General features: G+C 38.6%; 11 protein-coding genes and 1 other annotated feature (1 of these 12 cut by a window edge). Of the genes, 8 read left to right on the top strand and 3 right to left on the bottom strand.

Annotated elements, in window-relative coordinates; translation table 11 throughout:
* The first annotated feature begins 89 nt into the window (after positions 1-89).
* From ruvA to yajC, 5 genes are all read left to right on the top strand, one after another.
* Complete coding sequence (ruvA, locus tag NV349_RS15790) at positions 90-710, top strand: Holliday junction branch migration protein RuvA (protein ID WP_058843999.1); 621 nt, start codon at positions 90-92, stop codon at positions 708-710.
* Between the two features lie 18 nt (positions 711-728).
* Positions 729-1,733, top strand: coding sequence for a Holliday junction branch migration DNA helicase RuvB (gene ruvB, locus NV349_RS15785; protein WP_036124152.1), 1,005 nt, complete (start codon positions 729-731; stop codon positions 1,731-1,733).
* Positions 1,734-1,749: 16 nt separating this feature from the next.
* The gene (gene queA, locus NV349_RS15780) at positions 1,750-2,790 is read left to right on the top strand and encodes a tRNA preQ1(34) S-adenosylmethionine ribosyltransferase-isomerase QueA (protein ID WP_036124157.1); all 1,041 of its coding nucleotides are present in this window, start codon (positions 1,750-1,752) and stop codon (positions 2,788-2,790) included.
* 56 nt (positions 2,791-2,846) lie between these two features.
* Positions 2,847-3,992, top strand: coding sequence for a tRNA guanosine(34) transglycosylase Tgt (gene tgt, locus NV349_RS15775; RefSeq protein ID WP_036124159.1), 1,146 nt, complete (start codon positions 2,847-2,849; stop codon positions 3,990-3,992).
* 744 nt (positions 3,993-4,736) lie between these two features.
* Positions 4,737-5,003, top strand: coding sequence for a preprotein translocase subunit YajC (gene yajC, locus NV349_RS15770; RefSeq protein WP_036124438.1), 267 nt, complete (start codon positions 4,737-4,739; stop codon positions 5,001-5,003).
* A gap of 74 nt (positions 5,004-5,077) precedes the next feature.
* Here the strand turns inward: yajC and NV349_RS15765 are convergent, their stop codons facing one another.
* Positions 5,078-5,920, bottom strand: coding sequence for a polysaccharide deacetylase family protein (locus tag NV349_RS15765; protein ID WP_271910526.1), 843 nt, complete (start codon positions 5,918-5,920; stop codon positions 5,078-5,080).
* A gap of 136 nt (positions 5,921-6,056) precedes the next feature.
* Here NV349_RS15765 and NV349_RS15760 point away from each other — a divergent pair, with 136 nt between their 5' ends.
* Positions 6,057-6,692 carry a DUF421 domain-containing protein gene (locus NV349_RS15760; protein WP_036124431.1) on the top strand — a complete coding sequence of 212 codons (636 nt, stop codon included), beginning with the start codon at positions 6,057-6,059 and terminating at the stop codon, positions 6,690-6,692.
* Here NV349_RS15760 and NV349_RS15755 read toward each other — a convergent pair.
* Complete coding sequence (locus NV349_RS15755) at positions 6,689-8,206, bottom strand: putative polysaccharide biosynthesis protein (protein ID WP_089934900.1); 1,518 nt, start codon at positions 8,204-8,206, stop codon at positions 6,689-6,691. The genes NV349_RS15760 and NV349_RS15755 overlap by 4 nt on opposite strands.
* Positions 8,207-8,299: 93 nt before the next feature.
* Between NV349_RS15755 and NV349_RS15750 the strand changes: the two genes are divergently transcribed.
* Both NV349_RS15750 and secDF read left to right on the top strand, forming a co-directional pair.
* Positions 8,300-8,608 (top strand): post-transcriptional regulator, encoded by a 309-nt coding sequence (locus NV349_RS15750; protein WP_036124425.1) that lies wholly within the window; start codon positions 8,300-8,302, stop codon positions 8,606-8,608.
* Between the two features lie 347 nt (positions 8,609-8,955).
* Positions 8,956-11,223: a protein translocase subunit SecDF gene (secDF, locus tag NV349_RS15745; RefSeq protein WP_101966519.1), complete on the top strand. Its 2,268-nt coding sequence runs from the start codon at positions 8,956-8,958 to the stop codon at positions 11,221-11,223.
* 74 nt (positions 11,224-11,297) lie between these two features.
* Here secDF and NV349_RS15740 read toward each other — a convergent pair whose 3' ends face one another.
* Positions 11,298-12,986 carry a methyl-accepting chemotaxis protein gene (locus NV349_RS15740; protein WP_271910524.1) on the bottom strand — a complete coding sequence of 563 codons (1,689 nt, stop codon included), beginning with the start codon at positions 12,984-12,986 and terminating at the stop codon, positions 11,298-11,300.
* Between the two features lie 322 nt (positions 12,987-13,308).
* Positions 13,309-13,338: a binding site (T-box leader), on the top strand; it runs 215 nt beyond the window's last position.

Here is a 13,338-nt window from a genome sequence, read left to right as displayed (position 1 = left end):
TTTGGCAACAGCGCTTTTGCCACTACTTTTTGTCGAGCATTCGTTCGCTATATGCTATAATCGAAGACGATGATTGTGAGGGATTATAGATGTATGATTATTTAAAAGGACAAGTAACTCGTATTACACCTGAGTTTATAGTATTAGAACAACAAGGTATTGGCTGGCAACTTCATACGCCCAATCCGTTTGCATTCCGCACATCAGCCCTGGAGCAACAGATATATGTTCATTTGCATGTACGAGAGGATGCACAAGTTTTATATGGTTTCCCTAATCTAGATCAACGTGAGCTATTTCGAAAGCTAATATTAGTATCTGGCATAGGGCCAAAGGGGGCTCTAGCGATTTTAGCTACTGGGAATCCGCAACAGGTTATTAGTGCCATTGAGCGGGAGGACGAAGCGTTTTTAGTGAAGTTCCCTGGGGTTGGGAAAAAAACGGCACGTCAAATGATTCTTGATTTGAAGGGCAAGCTAGGCTCGTTATTAGATACATTGGAGCTTCCTAGTGCAGAACATGAGCTACCATTGTTTGGTGTGAATCCTTATAAGCATGAGCTAGAAGAAGCTATACTGGCGTTAATGGCACTTGGTTATTCTGAAAAAGAGCTCGAAAAAATTCGTCCACAGCTTGAGGACAACGACAAGCTGGAAACGACAGATGCCTTTATGAAACAAGCGTTGCAACTATTGCTAAAAATAAAATAAGGAAAGGAGGGAAGGTGCATGTCTGAACGTATGATGGCAAGTGAGGCAGGTAGCTATGATGAGCAGTTTGAATTATCTTTACGCCCTCAAAAATTAACGCAGTATATTGGGCAACATAAAGTGAAGGAAAACTTACAAATATTCATTGAAGCGGCAAAGCTTCGCCAAGAAAGTTTAGACCATGTGCTGTTATATGGACCTCCGGGACTTGGTAAAACGACATTAGCTGCTGTTATTGCGAATGAGATGAATGTCAATGTACGCATGACGAGTGGCCCTGCAATTGAGCGCCCAGGGGATTTAGCAGCTATTTTAAGTTCACTTGAGCCTGGGGACGTTTTATTTATAGATGAAATTCATCGACTCTCCCGTGCCATTGAAGAAGTGCTATATCCAGCAATGGAGGACTTCTGTTTAGATATTGTGGTGGGGAAAGGTCCAGAAGCACGTTCTGTACGCCTTGATTTACCTCCCTTTACCCTTGTAGGTGCTACAACAAGAGCTGGCGCCTTATCAGCCCCTTTAAGGGATCGCTTTGGTGTGTTACTACGCTTAGAATATTATGATGATCGTTCACTTGCTGAAATTGTGGTGCGAAGTGCTCATTTATTTGAGGTGAAAATTGAGCAAGTAGCGGCAATGGAAATGGCGAGACGCTCACGCGGAACACCTCGAATTGCGAATCGTCTATTAAAACGAGTACGAGATTATGCACAAGTGCTTGGAGATGGTATGATAACGGAGGGTCTTGCACAGCAAGCGCTAGAGCTGTTACAAGTTGATCCTAGAGGGCTTGATCATATCGACCATAAACTTGTAACGAACATGATTGAGCGCTTCCAAGGCGGTCCAGTGGGCTTAGATACGCTTGCGGCATCGATTGGTGAGGAACGGGTTACGATAGAGGATGTATATGAACCTTATTTGATGCAAATTGGCCTTATTCAACGTACACCACGGGGAAGAGTTGCCACACATTTAGCCTATGAACATTTTGGATATGAGTATCCACAACAAACATAAAGAAGGAAGTTTTTTCATGCGTGTAGAAGATTTTGATTTTGAATTACCGGAGGAGCTTATTGCTCAAACGCCATTAATTGATCGTACTGCGAGCCGCTTAATGGTTGTTACACCTGGCGCTACTAAAGTAGAGCACCACCATTTTGCTCACGTTTTAGATGAGCTACATGCTGGAGATTGTCTCGTATTAAATGATACAAGAGTCTTACCTGCTCGCTTAATGGGTGTGAAAGAGGAAACAGGTGCACATATAGAAGTATTGTTATTAAAGCAATTAGCTGGTACAGATGAGTGGGAAACACTTGTAAAACCAGCTAAGCGTGTAAAAGTAGGAACTGTTATCACATTTGGTGAAGGTTTATTAACAGCTACTTGTACAGGAGAGCTTGAACATGGCGGACGTACATTTGACTTTCATTATGATGGCATCTTTTATGAAATATTAGAGCAACTTGGTGAAATGCCGTTGCCTCCATATATTCGTGAAAAACTTGAGGACAAGGATCGTTACCAAACGGTTTATGCCAAAGAACGTGGCTCAGCTGCAGCACCAACAGCGGGACTACATTTCACGGAGCAATTATTAGAGCAGGTAAAAGCGAAAGGTGTAGAAGTGGTCTTTATCACGCTACATGTGGGTCTCGGCACTTTCCGTCCTGTTAGTGTGGATTCGATTGAAAACCATGAAATGCACGCTGAATTCTATAGTGTGACCGAACAAGCGGCAGATACGATTAATCGTGTTAAGCAAAACGGCGGCAAGGTCATAGCTGTTGGGACAACCTCTACACGTACATTGGAGACAATTGGCTCTAAATATGAGGGGGAAGTGCGAGCAGAACAAGGTTGGACGTCTATTTTCATTTATCCAGGCTACAACTTTACGGTGGTGGATGGGTTAATTACAAACTTCCATTTACCGAAATCAACACTTGTCATGCTTGTTAGTACGCTAGCTACTCGAGAAACTATTTTAAGTGCCTATCAGCAAGCAGTGGAGGAAAAATATCGCTTCTTTAGTTTTGGAGATGCGATGTTTATACGTCCGAAAAAATAATAGTGGATACAATCGAAGTACTGTTTTTACTTCAGATAAGAGAGGATTTTTAGTTTATGACACAACCAGCAATTCGATATGAATTACTTCATACTTGTAAACAAACAGGAGCACGTCTTGGCATCGTCCATACACCACATGGCTCCTTTGAAACACCAGCATTCATGCCAGTGGGCACACAAGCAACTGTTAAAACGATGTCGCCAGAGGAATTAAAAGAAATGAATGCTGGGATCATTTTGTCCAATACGTACCATTTATGGCTTCGTCCAGGCAATGATATTGTCAAGGAAGCAGGCGGACTCCATAAATTTATGAACTGGGATCGTCCTATTTTAACGGATTCAGGTGGTTTCCAAGTGTTCTCCCTAAGTCAATTCCGTAAAATTGAGGAGGAAGGCGTTCATTTCCGTAATCACCTTAATGGAGATAAGCTATTTTTAAGCCCTGAAAAAGCAATGGAAATTCAAAATGATTTAGGGTCTGACATTATGATGGCGTTCGATGAATGTCCACCATTTCCTGCGACACATGATTATATGCTGCAATCAGTTGATCGTACAACACGTTGGGCAAAACGCTGTAAAGAAGCGCATAAGCGTCCAGAGGAGCAAGGTTTGTTTGGTATCATCCAAGGCGGAGAGTATGAGGATTTACGCCGTCGTTCAGCAGAAGCATTAGTGGAATTAGATTTCCCAGGCTACGCAATTGGTGGATTATCTGTTGGTGAACCGAAAGATGTGATGAACCGAGTGTTAGAATTTACGACGCCAATGATGCCTGAAAATAAACCACGTTATTTAATGGGGGTTGGCTCACCAGATTCTTTAATTGATGGAGCAATTCGTGGGATTGATATGTTTGACTGTGTGCTGCCAACACGTATTGCACGTAATGGTACACTAATGACATCTGAAGGCCGTCTAGTGGTGAAAAATGCTAAGTATGCACGTGATTTTGGTCCAATTGATCCGAATTGTGATTGCTATACATGTAAAAACTATTCTCGTGCCTATGTTCGACACCTTATCCGTACGGAAGAAACGTTTGGTATTCGTTTAACGTCTTATCATAATCTACATTTCCTATTGAAGCTGATGGAACAAGTGCGTGAAGCCATTCGTCAAGACCGCCTTGGTGATTTCCGAGAAGAATTCTTTGAAAAATATGGCTTCAATGGGCCAAATGCTAAGAACTTTTAAGCCATTACGTCTTTCATTTTATGTTACTGAATCGAAATAAAAAAGGTAATGTCAACGGCATAATAAGCAATTTTGTAAGGCGAGGGGTTGATTTCCGTTCCACCAGCGTCCTTTCCAGGGGGCGTCAGATGAGCCGCTTCACTCACTGCGTTCGCTCCAGGGTCTCCTCTATGACGCTAAATCCCCTAGGAGTGACACTGGCTCCACTCCAATCAACCATTCTGCAAAAATGTCTTTTCCTTATCTTTCATACGAGCCGTATTTGTATGATTAGAGAAAGGATAGCCTCTTATTTTCAATGTGGAGAAGTGATGAGTGACAACACCCTCCATAAAGAGTAATGAATACCTTCACTTTATTTGAAGATCTTTGCTAAACAGAAACATTTTTATGGATTGGAGTGGAAGGCTACTTGACTCCCGTGGGATAGCTCGGCGCTCGCCCACAGGAAAGCAAGTAGCCTGCAACGGAAATCCTTTTTCACCTTTCATATAAATTCTATGAATGGTTTTGTTTTTCAACACTATGAAAGGACATTAGGCAGTGCCTAATGTCCTTATACTATGGCAATCGTTTTGTAAAAGCATTCAAATCTTTGTAAAAAGTGAATATTTCTAGCAAAATAATGTCAATCATAGAAAAAATATTAGTAATTGAGAAAATTTTTTGGCTTGTCCATCGCTTTTTATTGGTGGAATAGTCTATACTAAAAAAGTGAGATTTGGAAAGGGGGCAAGATATATTATGGATCAATTATTAGGATTAGCGCCAATATTATTAATGTTCGTTGCAATGTGGTTTATCTTAATCCGTCCAGCTAAAAAAAGACAGCAGGAAACACAAAATATGCAAAGTAGTTTGCAACGTGGAGATAAAGTCATTACAATCGGTGGTCTACATGGTGTCGTAGATGCGATTGAGGACACAGCAGTGACGTTAAAAATCGCTGACAATGTACGAGTGAAATTTGACCGTCAAGCAATTGGGCGAATTGTTAATGACAATCAGTAACAAAAGAGAAAAGGCTTACAATAGGGCATTAGCTATGTTGTAAGTCTTTTTTTACACATGAAGCGAACTCATGGCTAGTTAGCTGTTTTTATTTTATGGATCAATACTTCACCAGAATCTTTGCCGTTTACAGTTATTCTGCTTAACGTAAACAGAGAATCGCCCCTTTTCACATGTTTATTTTGAATAACAAAGGCCATCTTAAAACCAGCTTCTTTTGCTAATTTTATGGTGGATGGTGAATGAATACCGTAAGGATAGCTAATAGCAATGGGCTCATAGCCAAGTTTTTCTTTTATTATTTTTCGTGAGCGAATAAAATCATTTCTAACTCTTTCTTCATATGCATGATAACTTTCAAGTTGTCCGTCTACAAAACCTGGTCCATATACCGCACCATTTAGCCTACCGTTTTCTGAAGGTAATTTATAATGCAAATCCCATGTGTGACTTTGAATTGTCATATAATCCTTCATTTCCTTTAACTGCTCCCAGCTCATCTTTGGAATTTCTTTTGGCTGTTGAATTTTTTCATCATTTTCTAGGATTCGGCTTGCAATCACAAAGATTTCTGCATGCATATCGTATTTTTTTAAAACAGGGTATGCTTTTTCATAATTGCTTAAATACCCATCATCAAACGTAATTAATATAGGCTTTGGAGGTAATGGCGTTTGCCCATTTAAGTAATCATATAATTGCTGAACAGAAATGGTATGATATCCTGCACCTTTCAGCGCCTTCATTTGATTTTCAAAATTTTCGGGTGAAATAACTGTAGTATTATTTATATGTTCCTCTAAATGATGATACATAAGAACCGGTATTTCCGGCTCTTGGTATCCGTAAATAAGGGAGGGGCTTATTAACAACAGGAGCATATAAACAGCAACGAAAACAATTATTTTCCTTGTCATGTTCTCACCTTGTTTGTTTTTATAGTCGTTAAGCATTTTGTTCTTTGTTATTGTGTACGAACAAGTGGAGACTATTCCTTGAAAATTGTATAAAAAACAATAAGTAAGGTCACTTTGATAGTATGGGGGTGTTTCTATGGAAGAATATTACCATATTATTTTTCGAACTTGTTTTTTATATGTGTTTATTATCATTGTTTTCCGTTTAATGGGTAAACGAGAAGTAGGAGAATTATCAGTCATAGATTTGGTTGTATTTGTATTGATTGCAGAAGTTGCTGCTTTTGCGCTAGATGACTTTAAAAATCCTCTCTTTAATGCCATACTACCTATCATTATTTTGCTCTTTATTCAAATTTTAAGTGCTTACTTATCGTTAAAGTTCAAAAAAATACGAGATTTAGTGGATGGTGACCCAGCTTTATTAGTAAAAGATGGTGTTATTTTAGAGAGTGAGATGCGAAAACACCGCTATAATTTAGATGATTTATGTCAGCAATTACGAGAAAATGGCGTTGCATCAGTGACAGATGTGGCATTTGCCTATTTAGAGCCATCAGGCAATCTTTCCATCTATAAAAAAGATGAAAAAGCTTTCGTGTATCCACTTATTATCGATGGCGATATTCAAGAAAGACATTTATTGACCATGCATAAAGATGTGGATTGGTTAATGGGTGAGCTAGCTAAAAACAATATAACAAACAGTGAAACGGTATTTTTTTGTATTTGGGAAGACCATAAGCTCCACATCCAATTAAAAGAATCTTAAACCTTCTTCGCTAATTTTTTGATGTAGCGGAAATCAGTGATTCGTAACTGATTGGTAAATAATAAAAAAGTAAACAGTAAAAATAATGTAACACCACTGCTCAAAATAAATGGTAGTGATAATATTGGAATAAGAAAATACTGTGCGACACAAACGGCAATAAAGCAACTATAAGGTACGACAAACATTCTGAAGCCAGCACGTAGGTTTTTTCTTTGTCTAACAGTTGCGATATGCAGGAAGGACGTCAGTAAAACACCAAAGCCAATAGCTACGACGGCTCCTTTTTCCTGAATGCCAGGTTGAGAGGCTAGTACAAACATCACAAATAATTTACCGAGTCCACCATAGATGGAGTTCATCATAGCAGCTCTAGCTTCACCAATCGCTTGTAAGATAGAATGGAGCGGGCTTTGAATATAATAAAAATAAAAAATTGGTGCTAAAATTTTAACGTACCCCCGATTTTCTTCTAAATGGAAGAGCTTCATAGCTAATTCATCACCATGTACAAAGAAATACGTAGCAGCAAAGCAGCCTACTAAGGAAGATAATCTTAGGGAGACCGAAATTCGCTCTTGTAACAGCGGGATGTGCTGTCGAGCGACGGCATCACTCACAGCTGGAATTAGTACAATGGATAAGGCTGTTGATACAAAAGCTGGAAATAATAGTAAGGGTACTAAAACACCAGAGATGACACCATATAAAATAGTAGCAGCAGAAGCAGTTAAACCTGCGACTGTCAAAGCTTTTAAAAAGATAATCGGTTCTAAAAACCAAGTGAAAGAACCAAACAGCTTACTGCCCGCAGAGGGAAGGGCAATACGTAGCATGGGTGATGCAGGGTAGCCTTCGATTTTAGTTTTACGCGTCAATAGTCTCTTTTTCGAAACGATATAATGTAGCCATAAATAGAGGAATGCTACAACCTCAGCAAGAAGTGTAATACCCATTGCAGCAGCCGCAGTAACAGCCGCATTATTGTAATTAGCCACATAAGGCAGCATTAACGTAATGAAGCTAATTCGGACAATTTGCTCAATCATTTGAGCCCAAGCAGTTGGGGTAATTTTAGCTACACCCTGTAAATAAGCACGTAATAACCCAGATCCAACGGACACAGGTACAGCAAAGAGCGCAATCCATAGCGTAAATGTTGTCTGTTCATTATGTAAGAGCGTCGTCGAAATATATGGTATTGTGAGTGCAACGAGTGGCATAAAAATGATCATACCAATGAATGACCAAAGAATGGCCGTACGCATGACACCAAAGATGTTTTCGCGCTTATTTTTTGCTAGTAATTCTGCCACGATTTTAGCTACAGCGATAGGTAGTCCAAGTTGAATGAGTGAGATAAAGAAAATAAATGCTGGATAGACGGTCATATAAATGCCGACAGCCTCTTCACCAGCAATACGCATAAATTGCATTCTATAAAAGAAGCCAAAAAGTTTAGATAAAAAAATCACGAACATTAAAAATAATGTACCTCTTACAAAAGAACTCATGCCATCCGTCCCTTCTCAAGCCGCAAAAATTCATTTACACTATTTGTATGCAAACATGTCTTACGTTACGACTTTGATTGGAGATGATTCAAAATGAGTATGCAATATGAGCAACTATTTGAAAAAATCCGTCCGGCAATTGATAGTAAGATGGCAGAGTTCAAACATTATCAATATGATGCCATTACGGCGGAAGAACTTTGGCGCTACTGTATTGAAAAAAAATGGCGTAAAAAGAAAATCGAACAGCTACGTTTACATGAGGTGATTGCGACCATTTTTGCGGTATCACCATCTGATATTGTCTCATTTAATCAAGTAGAGTTTTTACAAAGTAATAATTGGTTTGAAGAAGTAGGTATGGAAGAATTACAATTACTGCTTGGTCCAGTTAGAACGTAATCAAGGATGTGTCAAATTTTACAATATTTCAAAGAATCCTAAATGTGTTGAATTGACACCAAGCGCAACCTGTTTCATAATAAGTGTGTTGCGCTTTTTTTATTTTGAATAAGTTTTTACTTACATAAGTCTTGAATGCTCTTTTACTTGCATTTGGAAGGCTAGTACCTAATAATACAAAGATAAACTTGCGCGTTATGAACGATTGAATAAGTAGAGCAACCTTTTTGAGACACAGGTAACACGATTCTAAAGGAAAAGGAGGATTAAACGTTTCAAAAGGTATTGCTAGTTACTTGTTTGGCGTGTAAGGACAGCCCTTACACCAATTCGAGGAGGATTTATTGATGAAACTAAAAAGTCGTATAGTTGCATTCCTATTAATTCTAGTGCTTTTCGCAGCAGGAATTAGTACGACTGTAAACGGCGTCTTAAAGGACATCAAGCTTGGTCTTGACTTACAGGGCGGGTTTGAAGTACTTTACGAGGTAAATGAATTAAAAGATGGTCAAAAAATTACACCTGAAATTGTCACTGCTACGGCAACAGCTCTTGGCAACCGTGTAAATGCTATTGGGGTAAGTGAACCTAGCATTCAAGTTGAGGGAGAAAACCGAATCCGTGTGCAATTAGCAGGTGTTGAAGATCAAGAATCTGCACGTAAGTTATTGTCTACTTCTGCGAATTTAACATTCCGTGATGTTGATGATAATTTATTATTAGATGGAGATGATCTAAAAGAAAATGGAGCAAGTGCTTCCTTTGACCAACAAAATCGCCCAATTGTTTCGCTAAAATTAAAAGATGCGAAAAAATTTGCTGATGTAACAAGTAAGATTGCTGCGAAACCCGCAGGACAAAATTTATTGGTTGTATGGTTAGACTTCGAAGAGGGTGTTGATTCTTATAAAGCGGAATCACAGAAAGCGAAGCCTCGCTATGCATCTGCAGCAACAGTTTCTCAAACATTAAATACAACAGATGTAATGATAAGTGGTAATTTCTCTGTTGAAGAAACAAAAAATCTATCAGGTATTTTAAATGCAGGGGCATTACCTGTTAAACTTGATGAAATTTATTCAACTTCTGTGGGTGCTCAATTTGGTGATGAAGCACTGAAAAGCACTATTTTCGCTGGTATTGTTGGCGTAGTGATCATTTTCTTATTTATGCTATTCTACTATCGTTTACCAGGCTTTATTTCGATCATCACACTTGGTGTATTTACATTCCTAGTACTGGTTGTATTTGATTGGATTAATGCAGTCTTAACGCTTCCTGGTATAGCAGCCATTGTGCTTGGTATAGGAATGGCAGTAGATGCCAATATTTTAGCAGCAGAACGTATTCGAGAAGAATTACGTGTCGGCTACTCAGCGAAGCAAGCCTTCCTACTAGGCTCTAAACAATCTTTATCAGCCATTGTTGATGCACAGCTAACTACATTATTAGCAGCAGGTGTACTATTCTACTTTGGGACAAGCTCTGTTAAAGGATTCGCTACAACATTAATCATTAGTATTTTATTGAGCTTCTTAACAGCAGTGTGGGGCTCACGTGTACTATTAGGTTTACTTGTGAACAGTGGCTATTTCAATAATCCAGCCTGGTATGGTATTGCGAAATCAAAACAACATAGTCTGGATGAAAATATTGGTGCATTAGATTTATCAACGAAATTTGATCGCTTTGACTTTGTACACAATCGTAAGAAATTCTATACATTCTCATTAGCTATTTTAGTGGCTGGTTTAGTTGTTCTTGGTATTTTCCGTCTAAACCTTGGTATTGATTTCTCAAGTGGTACACGTATTCAAATTGAAGCAGATCAAACATTAACAAAAGAAGCAGTGGAAAAATATGTTGATAGTATCGGCTTCCCTTCGGAAGATGTAGTTCTTTCAGGAGAAAAGAGTACCTCAGCGGTTGTACGTTATAAAACCGATTTATCTCAAGCAGATATTTTGAAATTCCAAAAAGAAACAACTGAGGAATATGGTCATAAACCTACTGTAAGTACAGTATCTCCTACTGTTGGTAAGGAACTTGTGAAAAATGCCATTAAGGCATTATCTCTTGCAGCACTAGGTATTATCATTTATGTGGCGATTCGCTTTGAATGGCGCATGGGGGTCGGGGCAATTGTTTCGCTTCTGCATGATGTATTCTTAATTGTTGCTGTGTTTAGTTTCATGCGTTTAGAGGTAGATATTACGTTTATTGCGGCTGTTTTAACAATTGTTGGTTATTCTATTAATGATACAATCGTTACCTTTGACCGTATGCGTGAAAACTTAGATCGATATGATACCATTAATGACCGTGAAATATTGGCAAATATTGTGAATAAATCGCTACGCCAAACGATGGGACGTTCTGTTAATACAGTGTTAACTGTTATTATCGTTGTTGTATCCCTATTAATTTTTGGTGCACCATCTATTCAAAACTTCTCTATCGCTTTATTGATTGGTTTAATTACAGGTATGTATTCTTCTATCTGTATCGCCGCTCAAATCTGGTATTCATTAAAAATTCGTGAAATGAAAAAATCAGATGGAAAGCTACTCAAGAAAGAGAAAAAACAATGGGGAACTGACGAACCTACAGTATAATTTAGTAAGCAGGGAATAGAAAACGATTCGTTTTCTATTCCCTGCTTTTTTGTAGGCGAGATTGCCGAGTGTATTTATAATTTAAATTGCTGAAGGACTTCTTGGAGCTGTTGCGCATTCTGACTTAATTCCTCAGCAACCGCATTCACTTGCTGCATTGTCGCCACTTGTTCGTCAACAGACTCTGCAATCAGTTGAGAATTGCTAGCTGATTGATTTGAAACATTGGCTGTTTCGGTGACAGAGGCGGCAACCTGCTCGGCACTTGCTGAAATTTCTTCGGATGTGGCAGATATTTCTTCAATTTGCTCTGTAAAGGCTGTGACCGCTGAGGTAATAGAGTAGAAAGCATCTCCTGCTTCGTGAATTTTAGACACGCCGTCCTGTACAGAAGCTAAGCCATGGTCCACTGCATTAGCCACATTGCGCGTATCTGTTAGGATTTCCCTCGTAATGGCAACAATTTGATTAGCAGATTGATTGGATTCCTCTGCTAGTTTACGTACTTCATCAGCTACAACGGCAAAGCCTTTACCATGTTCTCCAGCTCTTGCTGCTTCAATGGCCGCATTAAGAGCAAGTAAATTTGTTTGTTCTGAAATGGCTGTAATGACAGTTGTAATTTGTCCAATTTCTTCCGATTGCTTACTTAGCTTTTGAGTCAATGTGGCAATTTCAGAGGTAGCCACAGAAATGATATTCATTTGTTCTTCCGCTGTTGAAATCGTTGCTCCTCCTGTATGGGCTAGTTGGCGCATACTCTCTGCATTGTGGTGAAGACTATGTGTCGCCTCAGCAATGCGTTGAACACCTGCTGCTGTTTCATCCATTGCCAGAGCACTTTGCTGCGAGGTACGAGCGGAAGAAGTGAGCGATGTTGCGTTTTCTTGAATTCTTTGTGCAATATCATCGGATGTTACCGTTACTTCCTCTGTGCTCGCAGTAAGCTCTTCAGAGACAGCTGATAAATGGGATGCACTGTCTTGAATGTTCGTCATCAGACCAGCTAGACTTTGTTTTAATGTATTGACTGCACCCGCAAGTATGCCAATTTCATCTTTTGTCTGATGGTCAAGCTCAGCGATTGTTAAATCTCCTTGTGCTAATGTGTCTGCTGCTTCAGTGACCTTCCGTAATGGCTGAACAATGGAGTTTTTAACAAAATACATAAAATATATACCAATAATAATACTAGCAATTAGTAGACTAATGGAAATAATAAGAGCACGTGAAACGGTATGATTTACTTCTTGATCGACCTTTTGAAGCTGCTCATCATGATAAGCTAATAAATCAGTTGTTAGCTTGAAGATTTCCTTATTGTATTTTGTGACATCGTTATTTATGTAAGTGAGAGCTAAATCCGTATTGCCACTATTAAACGTCTGCAAGGCTTTCGCTGAAGAGGCTAGTAACTCGTTTTGTAATGCAGTGACTTGTTGCATAATATCTTTTGTATAATCAGAGCGAACAAGACCAGAAAGTTCTTGAACTGTTTCAGGTAAAAGTTTGTGATAACGCTCTAAATTATCCCGAGCTGCTTCATCCTTATTATTTAAAACATAGGAGCGTAAAAATAAACCTTGAGACGCAAGTTGTTGCTGTATATTCTCCGTTAATTGAATTTGAACAATACGATGCTTCAATACTTCCTCTAAATCATTTTGTGTTGTTTTGAATTGAAGAAATGATAAGATGCTTGAAATGAGTAGTAAACAGGTTAAAGAAATGAAGCCTAAATTTAATTTTTTGCGAACGGACATATACGTTCCTACTTTCTATATATTATATGGAAAAAATTATTGTTCTGAAATTACTATAACTTGATATATTTACATGGTCAATACTCAGAAAATATTCAATAGTAAGGAATCCTTTTCCCTTTTAAGGTCTTTTTGAAGGATAATATACCTACATAAAAAGTTCTTACGAAAACATAAATTTCAATCTTTTTCTTCAGAATTAATTGACAATTAAATTGGTTTGGCATAGAATTAAGGCTAACTTTTTGTTCGGTCAAGGTAGAAGGCTTCGGGAGCGAGGTCAGCCTAAGAACAGATGAGCTGAGTTTAGATGAGAATAGCTGAGAAATTGTTGAATAAGAGTAGTAGCATA

This window comes from Lysinibacillus sp. OF-1 (assembly GCF_028356935.1).
Taxonomy (GTDB): domain Bacteria; phylum Bacillota; class Bacilli; order Bacillales_A; family Planococcaceae; genus Lysinibacillus; species Lysinibacillus fusiformis_D.
Note: the sequence above shows the minus strand (reverse complement) of the source record. Positions and strands in the feature narration are given on the sequence as shown.

Excerpts from the sequence above, each read along its gene's own strand:
- NV349_RS15740 (WP_271910524.1), bottom strand. The coding sequence starts at position 12,986 with ATGTCCGTTCGCAAAAAATTAAATTTAGGCTTCATTTCTTTAACCTGT.
- ruvA (WP_058843999.1), top strand. The coding sequence starts at position 90 with ATGTATGATTATTTAAAAGGACAAGTAACTCGTATTACACCTGAGTTT.
- queA (WP_036124157.1), top strand. The coding sequence starts at position 1,750 with ATGCGTGTAGAAGATTTTGATTTTGAATTACCGGAGGAGCTTATTGCT.
- NV349_RS15750 (WP_036124425.1), top strand. The coding sequence starts at position 8,300 with ATGAGTATGCAATATGAGCAACTATTTGAAAAAATCCGTCCGGCAATT.
- NV349_RS15755 (WP_089934900.1), bottom strand. The coding sequence starts at position 8,206 with ATGAGTTCTTTTGTAAGAGGTACATTATTTTTAATGTTCGTGATTTTT.
- tgt (WP_036124159.1), top strand. The coding sequence starts at position 2,847 with ATGACACAACCAGCAATTCGATATGAATTACTTCATACTTGTAAACAA.
- secDF (WP_101966519.1), top strand. The coding sequence starts at position 8,956 with ATGAAACTAAAAAGTCGTATAGTTGCATTCCTATTAATTCTAGTGCTT.
- ruvB (WP_036124152.1), top strand. The coding sequence starts at position 729 with ATGTCTGAACGTATGATGGCAAGTGAGGCAGGTAGCTATGATGAGCAG.
- NV349_RS15765 (WP_271910526.1), bottom strand. The coding sequence starts at position 5,920 with ATGACAAGGAAAATAATTGTTTTCGTTGCTGTTTATATGCTCCTGTTG.
- NV349_RS15760 (WP_036124431.1), top strand. The coding sequence starts at position 6,057 with ATGGAAGAATATTACCATATTATTTTTCGAACTTGTTTTTTATATGTG.
- yajC (WP_036124438.1), top strand. The coding sequence starts at position 4,737 with ATGGATCAATTATTAGGATTAGCGCCAATATTATTAATGTTCGTTGCA.